At 48.4% G+C, this 18,904-nt stretch carries 18 protein-coding genes and 1 pseudogene; 5 read left to right on the forward strand and 14 right to left on the reverse strand.

From position 1 onward, the window contains the following. Window positions 1-12: 12 nt before the first annotated feature. Window positions 13-981: a LacI family DNA-binding transcriptional regulator gene (locus G358_RS0111695; RefSeq protein ID WP_019637410.1), complete on the reverse strand. Its 969-nt coding sequence runs from the start codon at window positions 979-981 to the stop codon at window positions 13-15. 430 nt (window positions 982-1,411) lie between these two features. Then, window positions 1,412-1,789, reverse strand: coding sequence for a hypothetical protein (locus G358_RS0111700; protein WP_019637411.1), 378 nt, complete (start codon window positions 1,787-1,789; stop codon window positions 1,412-1,414). 190 nt (window positions 1,790-1,979) lie between these two features. Between G358_RS0111700 and pepT the strand changes: the two genes are divergently transcribed. Continuing rightward, a complete protein-coding gene (gene pepT, locus G358_RS0111705) occupies window positions 1,980-3,218 on the forward strand; it encodes a peptidase T (RefSeq protein WP_019637412.1) in 1,239 nt (412 codons plus the stop codon). A 36-nt stretch (window positions 3,219-3,254) separates the two neighbouring features. On the opposite strand, the gene G358_RS0111710 is transcribed toward pepT, so the two are convergent. The 8 genes from G358_RS0111710 to G358_RS34535 all read right to left on the reverse strand — a co-directional run bounded on the left by G358_RS0111710 (window position 3,255) and on the right by G358_RS34535 (window position 11,276). Next, window positions 3,255-4,196 carry an ABC transporter permease gene (locus tag G358_RS0111710; protein ID WP_019637413.1) on the reverse strand — a complete coding sequence of 314 codons (942 nt, stop codon included), beginning with the start codon at window positions 4,194-4,196 and terminating at the stop codon, window positions 3,255-3,257. A gap of 2 nt (window positions 4,197-4,198) precedes the next feature. Then, window positions 4,199-5,269, reverse strand: coding sequence for an ABC transporter permease (locus G358_RS0111715; RefSeq protein ID WP_019637414.1), 1,071 nt, complete (start codon window positions 5,267-5,269; stop codon window positions 4,199-4,201). Beyond that, complete coding sequence (locus G358_RS0111720; protein WP_019637415.1) at window positions 5,266-6,792, reverse strand: ABC transporter ATP-binding protein; 1,527 nt, start codon at window positions 6,790-6,792, stop codon at window positions 5,266-5,268. Before G358_RS0111720 ends, G358_RS0111715 begins: the two co-directional genes overlap by 4 nt. A gap of 84 nt (window positions 6,793-6,876) precedes the next feature. Next, window positions 6,877-7,971, reverse strand: a complete 1,095-nt coding sequence (locus G358_RS0111725) for a BMP family lipoprotein (protein ID WP_019637416.1) — start codon at window positions 7,969-7,971, stop codon at window positions 6,877-6,879. 30 nt (window positions 7,972-8,001) lie between these two features. Beyond that, on the reverse strand, window positions 8,002-8,877 hold the full coding sequence (locus G358_RS0111730) for a carbohydrate kinase family protein (RefSeq protein WP_019637417.1): 876 nt from the start codon (window positions 8,875-8,877) through the stop codon (window positions 8,002-8,004). Beyond that, window positions 8,874-9,776, reverse strand: coding sequence for a pseudouridine-5'-phosphate glycosidase (locus tag G358_RS0111735; protein WP_019637418.1), 903 nt, complete (start codon window positions 9,774-9,776; stop codon window positions 8,874-8,876). The genes G358_RS0111730 and G358_RS0111735 overlap by 4 nt, the downstream gene beginning before the upstream one ends. Window positions 9,777-9,889: 113 nt before the next feature. Then, a complete protein-coding gene (locus G358_RS0111740; RefSeq protein WP_019637419.1) occupies window positions 9,890-10,903 on the reverse strand; it encodes a LacI family DNA-binding transcriptional regulator in 1,014 nt (337 codons plus the stop codon). 280 nt (window positions 10,904-11,183) lie between these two features. Next, window positions 11,184-11,276: a hypothetical protein gene (locus G358_RS34535; protein ID WP_084662776.1), complete on the reverse strand. Its 93-nt coding sequence runs from the start codon at window positions 11,274-11,276 to the stop codon at window positions 11,184-11,186. Between the two features lie 46 nt (window positions 11,277-11,322). Here G358_RS34535 and G358_RS33065 point away from each other — a divergent pair. The 4 genes and pseudogenes from G358_RS33065 to G358_RS0111760 form a co-directional block, all read left to right on the forward strand. Then, a pseudogene (locus G358_RS33065) lies at window positions 11,323-11,774 on the forward strand (zinc-binding metallopeptidase family protein); the annotation flags it as partial. Between the two features lie 166 nt (window positions 11,775-11,940). Further along, window positions 11,941-12,798 carry a carbon-nitrogen hydrolase family protein gene (locus G358_RS0111750; protein WP_019637421.1) on the forward strand — a complete coding sequence of 286 codons (858 nt, stop codon included), beginning with the start codon at window positions 11,941-11,943 and terminating at the stop codon, window positions 12,796-12,798. A 32-nt stretch (window positions 12,799-12,830) separates the two neighbouring features. Beyond that, the gene (locus tag G358_RS0111755; RefSeq protein WP_019637422.1) at window positions 12,831-13,502 is read left to right on the forward strand and encodes a GNAT family N-acetyltransferase; all 672 of its coding nucleotides are present in this window, start codon (window positions 12,831-12,833) and stop codon (window positions 13,500-13,502) included. Between the two features lie 39 nt (window positions 13,503-13,541). Continuing rightward, the gene (locus tag G358_RS0111760; protein WP_019637423.1) at window positions 13,542-14,213 is read left to right on the forward strand and encodes a hypothetical protein; all 672 of its coding nucleotides are present in this window, start codon (window positions 13,542-13,544) and stop codon (window positions 14,211-14,213) included. 134 nt (window positions 14,214-14,347) lie between these two features. Here G358_RS0111760 and G358_RS0111765 read toward each other — a convergent pair whose 3' ends face one another. From G358_RS0111765 to G358_RS0111780, 4 genes are all read right to left on the reverse strand, one after another. Further along, entirely contained in the window at window positions 14,348-15,103 is a 756-nt protein-coding gene (locus tag G358_RS0111765; RefSeq protein WP_019637424.1) for an SDR family NAD(P)-dependent oxidoreductase, read from the reverse strand. Window positions 15,104-15,193: 90 nt separating this feature from the next. Continuing rightward, the gene (locus tag G358_RS0111770; protein ID WP_019637425.1) at window positions 15,194-15,946 is read right to left on the reverse strand and encodes an SDR family NAD(P)-dependent oxidoreductase; all 753 of its coding nucleotides are present in this window, start codon (window positions 15,944-15,946) and stop codon (window positions 15,194-15,196) included. An 18-nt stretch (window positions 15,947-15,964) separates the two neighbouring features. Next, window positions 15,965-16,372 (reverse strand): MarR family transcriptional regulator, encoded by a 408-nt coding sequence (locus G358_RS0111775; RefSeq protein ID WP_019637426.1) that lies wholly within the window; start codon window positions 16,370-16,372, stop codon window positions 15,965-15,967. A gap of 223 nt (window positions 16,373-16,595) precedes the next feature. Then, the gene (locus tag G358_RS0111780; protein ID WP_026342210.1) at window positions 16,596-18,902 is read right to left on the reverse strand and encodes an ATP-dependent DNA helicase; all 2,307 of its coding nucleotides are present in this window, start codon (window positions 18,900-18,902) and stop codon (window positions 16,596-16,598) included. Between the last annotated feature and the right edge of the window lie 2 nt (window positions 18,903-18,904).

Here is an 18,904-nt window from a genome sequence, read left to right on the forward strand (position 1 = left end):
GAACGAATTTAATCAGGTAGTTTCACCTTGTCTAAATTCAACCGGAAGAAGATAAACTTCTCGATCCAGTATTTCGCCTTCGATCTTTTTGTAGAGTAGCCTGATCGTCATACGCGCCATCTCTTCTACAGGCTGCCTAATCGTTGATAATATAGGATGGAAATAAGGATGATCCTGAATGCCGTCGTATCCAATGACCTTCACATCGTCTGGAACACGGATCCCCTCCCTGCCTGCTCTTTCTATATATTTAGCGGCAAACATATCGGTTATGGCAAAAATGCCGTCTACATCACGATGATTCCTTAGAAATTCCCCAAAATAGGCATCGTCATCCACCACGGGATCCGGCTTTTCGTATACGATATAGTCGATACCTAACTTTTTTGCCTCATCGATAAAACCTTCTCTTCGGTTCATCGTTTCACTAAAAACAGAGGTAACGCTTCCTAGATAAGCAGGTTTCCTCGCCCCCGCTTTGACGAGTTCTCTTAGAGCCAAGCGCCCCCCTTCATAATTATCCGACGTAACGCATGTGATGTTCTTGTTGAAATGTCTATCGATACTAACAATCGGAATGTCATTACTCACGTTATCTTCAATGTCGTTGTACGTAATGCCTACAATACCTGCCACTTTATTTTGCTGAAGCATCTCCAGATAATACAATTCCTTTTCAGGTTTGCCACCGCTATTGCAAAGCATCAGCTTAAAGCCTTCCCGATCCAACTCATCTTCAATGTAATAAGCCAATTCAGAAAAAAAGGGATGCCAGATACTCGGGAGCAGCAGAGCTACCATCTTGGATTTCCGCATTTTGAAATTTCGGGCAATCTCATTAGGAATATAATTCAACTCTTGTATAGCTTTCTCAACTTTTCTTCGCGTTGTGGGACTTACAGCGCCCGAATTGTTAATAACTCGGGACACGGTTCCCACAGCTACCCCAGCTAACTTGGCTACATCTTTAATGCTTGACATCTTAACCCTCACTTAAGCTTTTATGATAATCATAATAACACTAAATTGGAAACGTTTCAATATTTTTTTGGAAACGTTTCTATATGATCTTTTCATTGCATTAGTAATCGTGGTTCATACCGGTTAAAACTTTTGCTACACCCGGGGTACTACGAGAACGATACTCAAAATACCCTTCACCAAAATGGCTGATCAGTTGTTTCAGCATCATTTCGGGCAGTGATTTCGGATATACTTAGGATACGAAACCTGATGGAATCTTACTTACCGTTCAACTAGGCATTGTTTGGCCGCTTTCATGCGGTCATCCGGTTTGATACAATTAATGAACGATAACAACGATATGATGAAAAGAGACTGATTCCATGTGAGAAGAGATTATTAGCCTTCCCACTTTTTATATGTTTTTTTATATCTTGCTACGTTCCTGCTATTTCTTCCGGCTGTTAATAATCCCTGCCTGGAAGTTGAGAAGACCGATCATTTCCTCCGTATTCTGATGAATCCCGTCCTTATGCATTCTATTTACTGTATTCTTCGTATAGTTTGTAGTAGGAGCAAATTCCGCATCCTGCTGAAATTCACTGATTAATATTTGCGAACCATCTTCTCTTACTAAATATTGTCGGATGAAGCTGCCTTCGCGGCTTGTTACCAGCTTCCCGGTTTGACCGCTCTTTTTCTGATCTTCACTTGTTTCCGGCTGTCCCTCTATGTCGAATTTGTATTCTAAAGAGTGATTATACCGGTCTGCATTGTACGCCTTTCTAGATGCAGCGGAATAATTGTTGCCCGCTGAAATACGCATATTTTAATCCACCTCCAGCTAAATTAAATATTCTCTATCCCACTCTGTATATCGGCGGGATTTTGGGATATTTTAGCATATGGGTCTGCTTTCCACGGCTTCCCGCTGCTTTGGCCGCTTTCATGCGGACATCCGGTTTGATACAATTTAATGAACGATAACAACGATATGATGAAAAGAGGCTGATTTCATGAGAGACGAGATCATTAGCAGGTTTACTTCCTACGTTCGAATCGACACGCAATCCAATGAAGACAACGAGATTTGCCCGTCTACTCCTGGTCAACTCACCCTGGCAAGGCAACTGGTTCAAGAGCTGCAAAAGATCGGCATGGAGGACGTTAGTCTGGATGACAATGGCTATGTCATGGCTACGCTCCCGGGCAACACGGTAAAGGATGTACCGGTGATCGGCTTTCTGGCCCATTTGGATACGGCTACCGATTTTACGGGCGCCAATGTGCAGCCGCAAATCGTGGAGCGTTATGATGGCGGCGATATTACGTTGAATGAAGCCCACAGCATTGTAATGTCTCCGCGGGAATTTCCTGAACTGGCCAAATACAAGGGCCATACGCTGATTACGACCGATGGCACGACCCTGCTTGGTGCTGATGATAAAGCCGGTATTGCCGAAATCATGACCGCGATGGATTATTTAATTCGTCACCCCGAAATCAAGCACGGTACAATTCGGATAGCTTTTACGCCGGATGAGGAAATCGGCAGAGGACCGGAACGGTTCGATGTGGATGCCTTCGGCGCCGAGTTCGCTTATACCGTGGATGGCGGCCCGCTTGGCGAGCTGGAATTTGAAAGCTTCAATGCCGCGAAAGCCAAAATTACGTGCAAAGGCGTCAACGTGCATCCCGGTACGGCCAAAGGCAAAATGATCAACTCGGCCAAAATCGCCATGGAATTTCACGCCCAGCTACCGGCCGGAGAGGAGCCCGAGCATACCGAGGGCTACGAAGGCTTCTACCATCTCACTTCGATCCATGGCGATGTAGAGGAGACGCGCCTTCAGTATCTCATTCGCGATTTTGACCGCCAGCAATTCGAAGCCCGCAAGAGCCAAATGGAGAGCATCGCTAATGCACTGAGGGCGAAATATGGTCCTGACAAAGTTGTTCTCGATATTCGTGACCAGTATTTCAATATGCGCGAAAAAATCGAACCAAACATGGATATCGTGAATGTCGCCGCTGATGTAATGAGAAGTCTCGGGATTGAGCCCGTCATGACCCCAATCCGGGGCGGCACCGACGGCTCCCAGCTGTCCTACATGGGATTGCCGACACCAAATATATTTACGGGCGGCGAGAACTATCACGGCAGATACGAGTTTATTTCAGTGGATAATATGGTTAAGGCTACTGAAGTCATTATCGGGATTGCCTGCCAATTCGAAGAGCGAGCCCAGTCGTAAATCGACCGGACTCGCTCTCGAATATATGCCGCCGGATCACCGGCTTCCCTTAATATACGGCTCCCCTGATGCCTTAGGTCCCTCTGCTTTACCAACAAAACCTGCCAGTACGATGATGGTAAGCAAATATGGCAGCATCTGAATGAAGGCAGTTGGTATATATGCCGAGAAGCCAAGCACTTGCGCTGAGCTATTCAGTGCCTGCACACACCCGAAGAAGAGGGCAGCGCCGAGTACACCGTAAGGATTCCATTTCCCGAAAATAACCGCGGCAAGGGCAATGTATCCCTGTCCTGAAATCGTGCTATAGGAGAAGTTGCTGGTCGTCGTTAGAGTAATGATCGCTCCGCCTAGCCCTGCTAATGCTCCACTAATCAGTACGCCCGTATAGCGCATTCTTCCGACATGTACTCCCATCGTATCAGCTGCAGCCGGATGCTCACCGACAGCACGTAGTCGTAAGCCAAATGAAGTCTTATATAGAAGATATCCGCACAAGATGACGACAAGTACGGCAAAATAAGATGTGGGATATGTCTTGAAGAACATCGGTCCAAGATAGGGAATTTCACTTAGCCACGGAATATCCCACTTCGGAATAAGCGTCTTAAGCGTTGTTGTCTGCGCCGACCCGCTGAACAGTTGCTTGGTTAAGTAGATAGCTAGACCCAGAGCCAGGAAGTTGATTGCCATCCCGTTGACGACCTGATGGGCCCGGAATGTTACGGAGGCAACGGCATGTAGAAGAGACAATAGCACACCTGCCAATGCACCTGCAATCAATCCCAAGAATGGGGACTCCGTCCACAGAGTAACGACAGCGCTTGCAAATGCGCCAATGATCATTAGACCTTCCAGACCGATATTGACGACACCGGATCTTTCAGAGAAAACGCCGCCCAGCGCCGCGAAGATCAGAGGGGTTGCATAGATGACGGCATTGTGAATGATCGTTGTAAGAATGCTTAACCATTCCATGTTCAGGCCCCTCCTTTTCTGCTGCGAAGCGGTATTTTTCTAAGAAGTCCCAGAATACTCTTGGCAATGTCACTGGAAGCAATAAAGAAAATGATAAACGCAATAACGATGCGGATGATTTCATAAGGAACATCGGAAGCCATTTGCATATTTTGTGCTCCGAAGGTAAGCGCACCGAACAGGATCGCGCCCAATATAACTCCAATCGACGTATTTGAGCCTATCAAGGCAACAGCGATCCCATCGTAACCTACACCGGGGAAAACGCTTGAGATCGTCATATAACCGTAAACACCAAGTCCTTCCGAGGCTCCCCCAAGACCTGCCAGAGCGCCACTTATAAACATTGCTTTGATAATATTGCGCTTGACGTTCATTCCTGCGTATTTGGCAGCCAATGAGTTGGAACCTACTGCACGCAATTCAAAGCCTTGCTTTGTCCTCCACAGTAAAAAATACATCAAGAAAGCAAATAACAGGGCAATGACGATACCTAAATGAATACGTGCCCCTTGAAACAAGTCACTCAGCCATTCGAAAGAAATCGATGCCGTAGGCTGGATGTCCATACTTCTCTCCGACTCCGCCTTCATATAGGTACGAATCAAATAATTCGTCAATATAAAGGCGATCCAGTTCATCATAATGGTCGTAATGACCTCGTGAACCCCCCGCTTAGCTTTCAGATAACCGGGAATTGCCCCCCACAGTCCACCCGCTATAGCTGCAGCAAGAATAGCCAATGGAATATGGAGAAAGAAAGGAAGCTTGAAGAAAATACCGACAGCGACCGCAGCTAATTGCCCAACAAGAAATTGTCCCTCAGCACCAATATTGAACAACCCTGTACGAAATGCAAATGCAACCGCTAGACCCGTGAATATCAAGGGTGTCACTTGCCGAATCGTCTCCCCCATCAAATAGGGACTGCTGAATATACCATCGAAGAAGGAAGCGTATGCACTGACTGGATTATAACCCGCCAGAAGCATAGCCACCGCACCAACAAGCATAGCTAATATGATCGAGACGAAAGGAACGCCGATGTTGTGTTTCTTCATGTTAAAATTCATTCCACAGTCTCCTTCCTCGCCGAACGACCCGACATTAACAGACCTAGCTCCTGTTCAGTTGTTTCCTTCGGATCAACGATGCCTACAATTCTTCCTTCATAGATAACCGCAATCCGGTCGGACAAGCTCAATATTTCCTCCAATTCAAAGGATACTAGCAGAACCGCCTTCCCTTCGTCGCGCTCATTGAGTATTTGCCGATGGATAAATTCGATCGCCCCGACATCGAGTCCGCGTGTCGGCTGAGCCGCAATCAACAGTTTGGGATCACCTTCAATTTCTCTAGCGATCACTGCCTTCTGCTGATTACCACCGGATAACGCCCTAATCTTGGCAGATTCACTTGGGGTACGTATATCGAACTTGTCGATAAGCTTACGGGCATGGGCTTTAATCGATTTCTCGTTTAGCAGCCCCCGCTTGTTGAACTCTTTCTTGAAGTAACTATTCAACACCAAATTCTCGGAGAGCGTCATATCCATAACAATGCCCAAGCGGTGTCGATCTTCCGGGATATGAGCAATCCCCTTCTCATGTATTTGCCTTGTGTGAAGCCCGGAAATGTTATTCCCGGCCAGAATCATTTCGCCGGATTGCGCTTGTCTTAAGCCTGTGATTACCTCCACTAGTTCGGATTGGCCGTTTCCGTCAACTCCAGCAATGCCAACGATCTCACCACCATATACCTCAAGATCAATGCCATGAAGTGCATCCAGTCCACGATTATCCTTCGCCCGAACATCACGGAGACTTAGAACGAGTCCTTCTCGTTCCTTCTCATCCTTATTTAATTGCAGCGTTACTTTTCGGCCAACCATTTTTTCTGCAAGCTCCACTTCATTTGTATCCTTAACCCGCAAGGTATCACACACTTTGCCTCGCCGAATAACGGTTACAGCATTGGCTATCGTTAATATTTCTTTGAGCTTATGCGTAATTAGAATGACTGTCTTGCCCTCGCTCGTCAGATTTTTCATGATGCTCGTCAGTTCCTGAATTTCCTGTGGTGTCAGGACAGCTGTTGGTTCGTCAAATATTAGAATATCGGCTCCGCGATACAATGTCTTCAGAATTTCCACCTTCTGCTGCATACCAATCGAGATATCCCTGACCTGACTGTTCAAGTTGATCTTAAGCCCATATTGATTGGATAAGGTTTCTATCTCCTTGGAGGCTTTGTTATAATCTATCGACATTCTTTTGCGGGGCTCTGCACCAAGAATGATATTCTCAAGAACCGTAAAATTATCAACAAGCATAAAGTGCTGGTGAACCATTCCGATTCCTAGATCAATTGCCATCTGCGGATCTGATATCTTTGCGGGTGTTTCATGAATTAGGATTTCGCCTTGATCGGCTTGATATAAACCGAACAGAATATTCATCAATGTGGATTTGCCGGCACCGTTCTCACCCAGCAATGCGTGAATCTCACCCTTTTCCACTTGAAATGAAATATCGTCGTTAGCCTTCATGCCGTAAAACGTTTTTGTGATGTTCTTCATCTCTACTGCAAGAGCCATACGTTTCACCCCTTGGTAACTCTGACCGCCTGGCCGAAGGAGAGGCACTTTCGCTCTCCTTCGGTTGCAAGACGTCGCTCACTTTTATGGAAATTGCTTATCAAATTCATCATGGGTGCGAGGAACAACGATTTTGCCATCAATAATCTCCTGACGGTATTGAGTGACTCTCTCAAGGATATCTGCTGCTACATTGACCGAAGAAGTATCTGCAATCGATACCCCATTCTCATTCAATCCATATTGAACCTCCTTGCCTCCCTGGAAATTACCTTCCAAGAAATCTTTGGAGATTTGTATCACTGCATTATCTACCCGTTTGATCATAGAGGTTAGTGTCACTTCTTCTCCAAATCGCAAGGATTGATCCATATCAACCCCGATTACCCATACTTCTTTACCTGCCTTTTTGCGCTCAATCGCTTCGTTAAACAATCCATCGCCAGTCCCGCCTGAAGCGTGAAATATAATGTCGGCTCCCTGATCATACATGGTGGCCGCATTCTGCTTACCTAAATCAGGGGCGCCAAACGATCCTACGTAAGCGGTTGCAATTTCGGCATCAGGATTAGATGTCTTAACCCCCGCTTTAAAGCCGATTTCAAAACGGTTGATCGTAGCGCTGTCCATACCACCGATAAATCCGACTTTGTTCGTTTTGGTCGTCAGCCCGGCAATAACACCTACCAGGAAGCTGCCTTGCTCTTCCTTAAAAGTTACACCTACAACATTGGCAGGAATTTCCCCTCCCAGGTTAGAATCGATAATAGCAAAGTTCGAGTCGGGATTAGCCATAGATACTTTCTTGATCGCTTCCTCTAACGGAAAGCCGATACCATACGTCAGATCCCAGCCCTGTTTCACAAAATTATTCACGTTCGTCTCATAGTCAGCGTTAGACTTACTCTCCAAATACTTCACCTTGACATTTTTCTCTGTCTCGCCAAGCTGTTGCAGACCGCTCCATGCGCCTTGGTTAAATGAGTTGTCGTTGACACCGCTTGCATCTGTGACCATACCAATTTGTCTTTCTTCTTTCTTGGTATCAGCCCCACTTTCACCTGAGTTACTTGCCTTTGCATTACCGCTGTTTCCTCCTGCTCCACACGCAGACAGCACTAATGCACTAATAAGGAGTACAGACAACAACGTATGAAATCTAAACAATACTTTTTTCATATTCATTTTCCCCCTCAGTATTCTTCTTCATTAGTCGGGCAAAGGTGGCATTGAGCCGCTCTGTGTCACTACCTTGGATGAAATATCAATCGCTCTCTGGGCTGACTTCCGAATGTCCTGTGTGTCATAATACCTCGCTAGAAAACTGCCAATAAATGAATCTCCTGCTCCCGTCACATCTATGGCTTTAACACGCGGTGGCTGAAGGTGAACTATCTCTTGACCCTCCTGGAATAAACAGCCTTCCTCTCCCATTTTCAAAATAGGATGCGGTACGAGCTCGCTAAGTTTCTCCAGAATTCGGGTAGGATCAGTCTCTCCAGTCAGCTGCGCGCCCTCTTCGAGATTCGGAAACAAGAAGGTGATTCCGGCCAGAAAATCAAGTAATATCTCTTTATGATCTCTTAAGTTATAGGTTGAACTCGGATCCAGTGCGATCGGAATCCCGTTGGCCTGGGCAATTTCCTTAGCATAAGCAATCGCTTGTCTTGGTTTGTCTGCAAACAAGCTGTAGCCTGATAAATAAATGAATTTACTTTGCTCCACGTTAACAATGTCTCCGACACTGAGCTCCAGATTAGCGCCACGGTCTACAATCATGGAACGTTCGCCTGTATCTTTATCGATCATGACGATGATTTTACCGGTAGGATGCAGGAGATCTGCCTTAACCTCGCAGTGAATTCCATATTTCCTGGCATGAGCCAGGAGATGAGCCCCAAAAGGGTCTTCTCCCACTCTGCCAATCAATTGGCATTTCACACCTTCGTGTGCAATCCAAGCTGCAACATTGTTGCCTTGTCCACCACAGTGCAGCCGGATGGATGCATCGGTATCCGTACCGTAATTCATTGCGTCCTGATGGACGATAATATCCGATACTAGGTCACCGATTACCGTAATCATGACTGGTAGTAGGCAACCGCAATTTGCGCCGCCGTCAAAGCGTTATTTTTCATCAATTTGATGTTTGACTGCAAACTTTGCCCGCCTGTGCTCTCTTTAATGCGAGTAAGCAGGAATGGTGTAACTTCCTTACCGTTGATGCCAAGCCCGCCTGCATCTTCGAGCGCCTTCGCAATGGTTGACTCCACTAATTCTGGACTAAGCTCAGCTTCAACAGGAATCGGAACAGTTACCGAGACAGAACCTTTCAAGTTAAGCTCTTCTTTCACTTTAAGCAGCTTGACGAGCTCGTCTTTCTCAATCTTCTCAACAGGTAGTCCAGAGTCCCGAACATAGAAGCCAGGATAGCGATCGGTCTCATAACCATATACGGCCACACCAATAGTTTCAAGGTATTCCAATGTCTTAGGGATATCGAGAATTGACTTCACCCCGGAGCTGACAATACAAATATTCAAATTTGCTATCGTTGGCAAATCTGCCGAAATGTCATATGTCTCATTCACACCTCGGTGAATCCCGCCAAGACCACCTGTAGCAAAGAAACGGATACCCGCCAACTCAGCAGCATAAGCGGTTGTAGCCACAGTTGTTGCGCCGATCATTTTAAGTGCAAGTACTTTGGGAATATCACGGATACTTGCTTTGAACACATTTTTATCTGTGCCGAGACGTTCGATCTCTTCCTTGGATAAGCCTACACAGATTTTCCCATCCATAATCGCTATCGTAGCAGGAACTGCTCCTTCATCACGAATTAACTGTTCGACCTCTAGCGCCATCTTTATGTTGTCCGGGTACGGCATACCGTGAGAAATGATCGTAGACTCTAGAGCCACAATCGGTTTACCCTCTGCCAGCGCAGTTTTCACTTCTTCATTCAGTTTCAAAAATTCCATATTGGAGTTCCTCCCTTAGATGTAATTATATATTCAGTGATGAATGCATCACTTCATATCACTTTTCATTTTGTCTATCGATGGCAAATATGTTTATAAAAATAGGTCTAACCCTATTTTTGCTTCACCAATGAACTTCTGTGGATGATTGTCGGAGCGACGAGCGTTCTTTTAGCTGCTGGGTCTTCAGAATGAATTTGCTCTATCAGCATACTAAGGGCAAGCTCGGCAATATCCCGTTTCGGCTGACCAATTGTGCTGAGTGCCGGGAACATATATTCCCCTGTCCGGATATCATCTACACCAAGCACTCCAATGTCTTCTCCCACTCTATATCCACTTTCATATATTGCTCTATATACAGCTAAGGCTCTCTCATCCCCAGACACAAATATTGCCTTGGTACCTTCTGACTGAATTTGTCTCAAGCTTTGCTGATAGACGGATTCTAAATCCGATAGTCCATAAATATGCTTGCTCTTAATATCCTGCTCCAAGCAGTATTGTTGAAATCCTGCAGCACGATCCTGATTAATCGGTGAACCTTCGCTTCCAAGAAGGAGAACGAAATCCTCATAGCCGTAAGAATGGATCGTCTTGGCACCGAAATACCCTACATATTGATTGTCTACATCGACATAAGATGTATCAAATCGGCTAACATCTTTACCGATAACTACAAACGGGACGGATATATCCTTCAGATAAGCGATCCTCTTATCACCAATATTGGGATCGAACATAATCGCGCCATCACACATCCCATTCTTAACCAGATAGAACCCGTCATTCTCGTCCTCTTCAAAGCTATCCGGTGAGGATGGTGAAATAACCATCCGGTATCCTTGTTTCTTCATTACCCGATGAAGTTCATGGAGAAATTCATTATGAAATGTTCCCCAGTACATCCCTTTACGTCGGTCAATGAATACTACAATCTGGTTCGTCTTCATTTCTTTCAGGCTTCTTGCGAGGATATTAACCTTAAATCCCAGCTCTTCAATAACAGCCTGTACCTTAACTCGAGTTTTGTCTTTAACGTGCGGATCGTTATTGATAACGCGAGAAACTGTACGAATGGACATCCCGCTCTTTTGCGCTACATCCTTTATCGTTACTCGACTCATCAGAACACTCCTATTTTTTTTTGCCATCGTTGGCATTTCTATTTGACTTCAGAATACGCTCTTCAGCCACCCCTGTCAAGGACTTTATATTTTATACGTGAATCGATAACCAGGCTGCTCTACTGCAACCTATGATTTTGCCCCTCTTAACTATCATTATTTAATTTTAAATCTAAGGTAAAAGGTGCGAATTAATATGCCAATCCCCTTACTTCAATTTTGTGTCTGCCTTACCTCTTCCTATTTTCAAAAAAAGAGCCACTTCAGACTAAACAACGTCCTAGGGATGCTCCTTAATTGTAACGTGATTGCCCCACTCTGCTGGCAGCAGCCTGGCATAATGCGGCTGTAAGTACCGGTCGTCCACGAGCATAAGCAGGCCGGTATCCTGCTCTGAGCGGATAAACCGTCCCCCCCCCTTCTATCATCTCACTTTGATTAATGGCGATGTAGAGGAGACACGCCTTCAGTATCTCATTCGCGATTTTGACCGCCAGCAATTCGAAGCCCGTAAGAGCAGGTTGGAGAGCATCGCCAACGTACTGAGGGCGAATACGGTCATGACAAAGTTGTTCTCGATATCCGTGACCAGTATTTCAATATGCGCGAAAAAATCTAACCCAACATGGATATCGTAAATATCGCCGTTGAAGTAATGAAAAGTCTCGGAATTGAGCCGGTCATGACCCCGATCCGGGGCGGCACCGACGGATCCCCGCTATCCTATATGGGATTGCCGACACCCAACCTCTTTACCGGGGGTGAAAATTACCACGGCAGATTTGCATACATTTCAGTCGACAATATGGTTAAAGCCACCGAGGTCATCATCGGGATTATCCGGCGGTTCGAGGAGAGAGCGCAGTCTTAAACGGCTGCGCTTTTGCGCGCAGCGAATTACCTGCCACTGGTAACACCCTGCACACAGGGAGCAGAGCGCACGATGTGCAAAAACACTTTAAATTTTGCGCAAAAAGCGCTATTCTGAATGTTCAACAGCCTAGGCTGCTATTTATTACTCATTTGGGGAGGTACTAATGAAAATCAGGGTATCCGCAGTGCAATATCATCTTCATACGATCCGCTCGTTCGAGGAGTTTGCCGACCAATGCCGGCATTACGTGAGAACAGCAGCGGAATACGATGCCGAATTCATTCTGTTTCCCGAGTTTTTCACCACACAGTTAATGTCGATCGGGAACGAGTACGGTCAGGCGTTGAGCATAAACGAACTTCCCGAATTCACGGAGCAATATTTGGAGCTCTTCACGGCGCTGGCCAAAGAGAGCGGCACCCATATTATCGGAGGGACCCATGTCGTGCGCAAAGGCGACAGACTGTACAACACGGCGCATTTATTTTATCCAGACGGCCGAATCGGGGAGCAACCGAAGCTGCATATCACCCCCACGGAAGTGAAGGAATGGAACATGAGCGCGGGCGAAGGTCTGCAGGTGTTCGAGACGGACAAAGGAACGATCGCCATGCTCACCTGCTATGACATCGAGTTCCCGGAAATCGTGCGGATGGCCAAAGCTAAGGGCGCAGACGTCATTTTCTGTCCTTCTTGCACCGACGATCGCCACGGCTTCCACCGCGTACGCTATACGAGCCATGCCCGAACGATTGAGAACCAAATCTACGTTGTCCTTACCGGAACGGTCGGCGCGCTGCCAACGGTCGATTTCATGCGCGCCAACTTCGGTCAGGCCGCGATCATTACGCCAAACGATATTCCGTTCCCGCCGCGCGGACTGCTTGCTGAAGGCGAGATCAACGATGACATGATCGTTACCGCCGACCTGGATCTGGACCTGCTTTATCAAGTGCGGGAAAGCGGCTCGGTCACAACCTGGCGGGATCGGCGCACCGATTTGTACACGGATTGGAAATAGCCGATTGCTTTGCGTATTAAGGAGGGCTGGATATGTATTGTAAGGAGCTGTATGTATTTGACGGGAATCGCCCTGTTCCGGCCGTCATCCGGAATTATGGCCCGGAAGACTTTCCCGGCCTGATTGCGGTGCAGCAGGAGAGCTTTCCTCCTCCCTTCCCGCCGGAGCTTTGGTGGAATACGGAGCAGCTTGGCAATCACGTCAAGCTGTTTCCGGAGGGGGCGCTGTGCATCGAGGTCGGCGGCGAGATAGCCGGGTCAATGACAGGACTGCTCGTTAAGAACGAGAGCGGTCAACCCGGTCACGCCCATACTTGGGAAGAGGTAACGGATGGCGGCTATATTCGTAATCATGACCCCAATGGGGGGACACTGTATGTGGCAGATATTAGCGTCCGTCCCACGTACCGGAAGCTGGGACTCGGCAAATGGCTGATGCTGTCCATGTATGACGTCGTTGTCCAGCTTGGGCTGGACAGGCTGCTTGGCGGCGGGCGAATGCCCGGATATCATTTGCATGCCGGGGATATGACGGCAGAGGAATACCTCGAGGCCGTTATTAGCGGCAAGCTAAAGGATCCGATCATCACATTCATGCTTCGCTGCGGCCGTACTCCGGTTGGCGTCGTCCCGAATTATTTGGAGGATGAGGAATCCTGCCATTACGGGGCTTTGATGGAATGGCGCAATCCTTTTCAAAAATAGATCACCTACAATAATAAAAGCCGATTAGGAGGTTTACACATGGAATATCATCGCATTACGAACATTGAAGATCCTTTGTTCCGCAGCATGCACGAACTGATGCAGGAAGTGTTCCCGCCGGAAGAAGTGCTGGAATTCGACCTATGGAAAGAGCCGCTCGAGGACCCGGGCATTCGCGTCTTTGTCGCCGTGCATGAAGGCAAAGTGGTTGGCGCTACGGAATACCGCTATTATGAGGATTTTAACGTGGCCATGACCGATTTTACGATTATCGGACGCTCCGGCCTTGGAATTGGACCCTTCCTGGCAAAGCAGCGGGGCAAAGATTTGGAGGCTTTGGCTGCGAAGAACGGCGTCAAGCTGCATGGCATGTTCGCGGAGATCTATGACCCTTACCGGGTAGGAGAGCATGAGTTTGGCGGCGTGAAGCCGATGGACCCTTTCGTGAGACGCGAAGTACTTTCGCATCTGGGCTACAAGCGCCTCGACTTCGAATACGTGCATCCGTCCTGGAACAATGACGGGGAAGCCGTGACGGGGCTCGATCTGTGCTTCTTGCCTACCGACGACGAGCAGGATAGGCTGTCGGCCGAGCTGATCGTCAGCTTCCTTAAGCGTTATTACGCTGTGCTGCCTAACCGGCCGCAAGCCTGGTACGACATGGTGGAACGTTTGGAAGGTCAGACTGAAATAGCTTTGCTGCCGCTATAGAAGCTATCTTCATACTTATCCTGAACAACATAAGAGACCCGCTCCTAGGCGTATCCGGCGATACGGGGAACAGGTCTCTTCTCTTTGTGCATTTTCCCATCCAAACTGCGCTCATGCAGACCCGCAGACTAGGTTTACAGCGTTAATCCGCCATCCACCGTAACCAGCGATCCCGTCATGTAGCTGGAATCAGGAGAAGCCATGAAGGCGACCACCCCGGCGATCTCCTCAGGTTCAGCCGGACGCCCCATGCGCATGTTCGAAATTTCTTCAGGCACATAGCCGCCCTCTTGGAAGGACTTCGCCACGTTTTGGGTCAATGGGGTCTTTACGCCTCCAGGACAAATTGCGTTGACACGGATGCCCTGCTTCACATATTCCATCGCCGCCGACTTCGTTAGTCCGACAACCCCATGCTTAGTGGCTGAATAGACGCCGGCGCTATGCTCACTGCGGATGCCCGCCGTTGACGCGGTATTGAGGATATGGCCGCTGCCCTGCTTCTCCATTACCTTCAGCACATATTTCATGCCGAGGAAGACGCCTTTCAGGTTGACGGCTACCAGACGGTCGAATTCCGCTTCCTCCACGTCAGCGGTTTTCGCGAATTTCTGTACGACTCCAGCATTATTGAAGAAAAAGTCGATCCGTCTGTAGGCTTCCACCGCCTTATTGACGAAGTTCTGAACATCCTCGCTCTTAGCCACGTTCGCCTGGACAAAGATCCCTTCTCCGCCCTGCGACTTAACAAGCTGCAGCGTCTCCTCCCCCGTCTCCACATTGAAGTCGACAAGAACGACCTTGTAGTTTGCCGCCAGCTTCAAGCTGGTGACGCGGCCGATGCCGCTGCCGGCCCCTGTAATTACCGCTACCTGCTCTAAATTTGACATGAGTGACACTCTCCTTGATGTTTGTTTCCTAGTTAGTATGAGCTTGTCTTGTCAACTTCATATCTTATATGAACAAATACAGCGAAATTGTTATTTCGCAGCATATCCCCCGTCGATCGGCAGCTCGATCCCCGTAATGTAGGAGGACTCGTCGGAGGCAAGGAACAGCACGCCAGCGGCGATATCCTCCGCTTTGCCCAACCGTGGGAGCGGCGTCATCGAGAGGAACCAATTTCTCATTTTCTCATCGGCCATTAAATCGACCGTCATCGGCGTTTCAATAAAGCCCGGATGCACCGAATTGGCACGAATGTTATGCTGCGCATAATCGACGGCCGTCGCCTTGGTGAGCATGCGAACCGCCCCCTTGCTGGCCGTGTAAGGGCCTGTGCCGCTTCCGCCCGTAAGCCCGGCAATGGAAGAAATATTAATGATCGAACCGCCGCCATTTTTGATCATGTGCGGAATAACATGCTTCTGTCCAAGAAATACGCTAGTTACGTTAATGGACATCGTCTTCTCCCACTGCTCGACCGTCAGCTCCAGAAATGGCGTCGCGTTCGATACCCCGGCATTGTTGACTAGGATATCGATTTTTCCGAATTTCGCGATCGCGCCTTCCACTACGCGAGCCCAGTCTTCTTCAGAAGCTACGTTATGCTCGAACCCGATCGCCTCGCCGCCATTCTGCTCAATTTCCCGGACAACCTCCTGAAGCTTATCTCCCTGGATGTCGGAAATGACCACTTTGGCCCCTTCTTTGGTAAATAGGAGTGCATCGGCTTTTCCCATTCCTCCGGCTGCACCTGTAATGATAGCCACTTTGTTGTCTAATCTACCCATGATTGTATCCTCCCGTTGTCATTTCTGGATCTTGCCGACTGGCAGCAAGCTTCCCATTTTTTCGAAAGCACTTAACAATGTATCGATTTCTCGCTCTGTAAAGCTGTCCCACATCGGCTCGGTCAGCTCTTGGTACCTTTTAAGCATGCTTGCCATCACTTCATGTCCTTGCTCCGTGAGCCGCAGATAGACGCTGCGACGGTCACTTTCCGGCGTTATACGTTCAATATAGCCTTTAGCTGCCAGCTTATTGGACAAATTCGTAATGGCCGGCAGCGTGACGTCCAGTACCTCTGCAAGCTCTGAACAGCTTTTCGACTCGTTCTCAGCCAGGATCTGAATAATCAAATACTGAGGTGCCGTCAAATCGCGGTCGAGCAATTTGGCATATCCGACTACGAATCGATTCATATAATCTGATATCATTGCCGACAAGCGTTCCTGTTTATTCAGCGCTCCTCACCTCTATTTCTTTTTATTCGAAATTTAATTAATAAATCATAATAGTTTAATGGTCTTAACTATCTTATTTTTATCTTAAATCTAAGATGATCGAGAGTCAAATCGCCGCAACAGAAAAAGCACTCTCAAGGTTTTGACACCCCAAAAGTGCTCTTAGATCACATGACATCATATGGTGACGGCACGGCTACAATGTGATTACGGCATGGTTGCTCCACTCCGCCGGAAGCAGCCTGGCGTAATGCGGCTGAAGGTACCGGTCATCAACCAGCACCAGCAATCCGGTGTCCTGCTCAGAACGGATAAGCCGCCCTCCCGCCTGAAGAACCTTGTTCATGCCCGGAAATACATACGCATAATCATAGCCGTTCCTGCCTGTTTGATCGAAATAATCGCGAATAATATTCCGCTCCAGGCCAATTTGCGGCAAGCCCACACCAACTACGACGACACCCGTCAATCGGTTGCCGACCAGGTCAACGCCTTCGGAGAATATGCCGCCCATTACCGCAAATCCCGCTAAAGTCCCGCCGGATCGGCCAGCTTCAAATGCAGCCAAGAAATCCTCCCGCTCCGCCTCCGACATTTCCCCATGCTGGATTATCGTATCTGCCTGGGGACCTTCAGCGATAAAGTGTTCATAGACCGTATTCATGTAGACATAGGAAGGAAAAAAGAATAAATAGTTTCCGGGCCGCTCCTCCGTCAATGTCCGCAAATAAGCGGCAAGCGGCTCCACCGTCGTTTCCCGGTCGCGGTAACGCGTTGATAAGGGCAGCAGGACTACCTCCAATTGCTCCCTGGAAAAAGGTGAAGGAATGGATAGCGTATAATCGTCGGCTTCCGCCCCTAACATATCCCTGTAGAAGCCGATCGGCGCCAGCGTCGCCGAGAAATAAATATGCGAGCGATAGCCTTTTCCCATATCCCGCAGCAGATGGGAGGGATCAAGGCAGAACATTCTTACCCGCACCTCCTGGCTGGAAATATCCACATACGTTACATAGCGCTCATCGTACAGCTTGCCGATTTTTACAAAATGGACGGCTTCAAAATACGTCTCAAGCAGCAGCGACCCTGATTCGGATGTCCCCCCTCCTGTACCCCCAGCCAATTCGCGTTCCGCCTGCTGGACGAAATCCTCTAGAAGCAGGAGCAGCTCATCTGGAGCCTCTCGCTCGATCAAACGCTTCTCCTCTGCCTGCTTTCTCCGCCGGATGAAGTAGGCGTTTACCTCCTTAGCTGACGCAGACAAGCTCTTGTTCGCCACCTTAAATTCCCGCTGCAATGCGAGAAACGCCGACTTGCCAAGCGCGCTGGAAAACATCTCTCTGGAGCGATCCACCAGATTATGCGCCTCATCCACGAGCAAAGCGGTATGCCTCTTCTGCTCGGTAAGCTGCCGTTTCAAGGAAACCCGCGGATCAAAAATATAATTATAGTCACAAATGACGGCATCGGCGGCATAAGCAGCATCCAGCGAAAATTCGAACGGACAGACACGATGCTTGCGAGCATACGCCTCGATGACGCCGCGGTCGATCAAAGTCTCGTGGCCAAGCATATCCAGGATAGCTCCGTTCACCCGGTCATAGTAGCCGTCCGCGTAAATGCAGTCTTCTTTCCGGCAGCTGAGCTGCTCCTGAAAGCAAATCTTCTCCTTCGCGGTAATGGTCACCGCATGAAGATGCAGTCCCTTGGCCTGCAGGCGAGCAAAGGCCTCCTCTGCCGCAGTCCGCGTAATCGTCTTGGCCGTAAGATAGAAGATGCGCTGCAGCAGCCCTGTGCCAATCGCTTTGACCGCCGGGAATATCGTCGACATCGTCTTGCCGATTCCCGTCGGCGCCTGGGCAAACAGCTTGACCTCCTCGGCAATACTTGTATATACCGCACCCGCAAGTTTCCGTTGTCCTTGGCGATACGCGGGAAAAGGAAATGCTAATCCGTCGATGCTCGCATCCCGCTTTACTCGGTGCCGATGCAGCATTTCTGCGTAAGGGGCGTATCTCTGAATGACATCGGTCACGAACGCCTCCAATTGCTCACGCGTCATCGTCTGCACAAACCGCTTCTGCTCTTCCGTATCTATTTGCACATAAGTGAGCTGGATGTCCAGCTCAGATACGTCATGCAGCACGGCATACATATAGGCATAGCACTTTGCCTGTGCCCAGTGAACAGGGAAGGACTCGGAGTCCACTGCCTCCAGTTCCTGCGCCGTAGACTTGATCTCCTCGATCGTGATCCTCCCGTCCCCGTCAACCAGCAGACCGTCGCAGCGCCCATCTATAACAAATAAGAACTTCCCACAAGGTATTTCCAGAGACAAATAAACTTCTTTCCGGTCAAGCTCACCATACTGCTGCTGTACCTTCTGATGCGCTTTCGTGCCTTCCGTTAATGTAGAGACGCTCCGGAACCCACCCTCCAGGCTTCCGCCCCGGAACACGTATTCTACAAGGGGCCGCACCGCTAATTCCACCCGCTGACTCAAAT

This window comes from Paenibacillus fonticola DSM 21315, from assembly GCF_000381905.1.
In the GTDB taxonomy this organism is placed as follows: domain Bacteria; phylum Bacillota; class Bacilli; order Paenibacillales; family Paenibacillaceae; genus Fontibacillus; species Fontibacillus fonticola.

Excerpts from the sequence above, each read along its gene's own strand:
- G358_RS0111750 (WP_019637421.1), top strand. The coding sequence starts at position 11,941 with ATGAAAATCAGGGTATCCGCAGTGCAATATCATCTTCATACGATCCGC.
- G358_RS0111710 (WP_019637413.1), bottom strand. The coding sequence starts at position 4,196 with ATGGAATGGTTAAGCATTCTTACAACGATCATTCACAATGCCGTCATC.
- G358_RS0111760 (WP_019637423.1), top strand. The coding sequence starts at position 13,542 with ATGGAATATCATCGCATTACGAACATTGAAGATCCTTTGTTCCGCAGC.
- pepT (WP_019637412.1), top strand. The coding sequence starts at position 1,980 with ATGAGAGACGAGATCATTAGCAGGTTTACTTCCTACGTTCGAATCGAC.
- G358_RS0111725 (WP_019637416.1), bottom strand. The coding sequence starts at position 7,971 with ATGAAAAAAGTATTGTTTAGATTTCATACGTTGTTGTCTGTACTCCTT.
- G358_RS0111735 (WP_019637418.1), bottom strand. The coding sequence starts at position 9,776 with ATGGAATTTTTGAAACTGAATGAAGAAGTGAAAACTGCGCTGGCAGAG.
- G358_RS0111715 (WP_019637414.1), bottom strand. The coding sequence starts at position 5,269 with ATGAATTTTAACATGAAGAAACACAACATCGGCGTTCCTTTCGTCTCG.
- G358_RS0111740 (WP_019637419.1), bottom strand. The coding sequence starts at position 10,903 with ATGAGTCGAGTAACGATAAAGGATGTAGCGCAAAAGAGCGGGATGTCC.
- G358_RS34535 (WP_084662776.1), bottom strand. The coding sequence starts at position 11,276 with ATGCTCGTGGACGACCGGTACTTACAGCCGCATTATGCCAGGCTGCTG.
- G358_RS0111770 (WP_019637425.1), bottom strand. The coding sequence starts at position 15,946 with ATGGGTAGATTAGACAACAAAGTGGCTATCATTACAGGTGCAGCCGGA.
- G358_RS0111765 (WP_019637424.1), bottom strand. The coding sequence starts at position 15,103 with ATGTCAAATTTAGAGCAGGTAGCGGTAATTACAGGGGCCGGCAGCGGC.
- G358_RS0111755 (WP_019637422.1), top strand. The coding sequence starts at position 12,831 with ATGTATTGTAAGGAGCTGTATGTATTTGACGGGAATCGCCCTGTTCCG.
- G358_RS0111775 (WP_019637426.1), bottom strand. The coding sequence starts at position 16,372 with ATGATATCAGATTATATGAATCGATTCGTAGTCGGATATGCCAAATTG.
- G358_RS0111730 (WP_019637417.1), bottom strand. The coding sequence starts at position 8,877 with ATGATTACGGTAATCGGTGACCTAGTATCGGATATTATCGTCCATCAG.
- G358_RS0111695 (WP_019637410.1), bottom strand. The coding sequence starts at position 981 with ATGTCAAGCATTAAAGATGTAGCCAAGTTAGCTGGGGTAGCTGTGGGA.
- G358_RS0111720 (WP_019637415.1), bottom strand. The coding sequence starts at position 6,792 with ATGGCTCTTGCAGTAGAGATGAAGAACATCACAAAAACGTTTTACGGC.
- G358_RS0111700 (WP_019637411.1), bottom strand. The coding sequence starts at position 1,789 with ATGCGTATTTCAGCGGGCAACAATTATTCCGCTGCATCTAGAAAGGCG.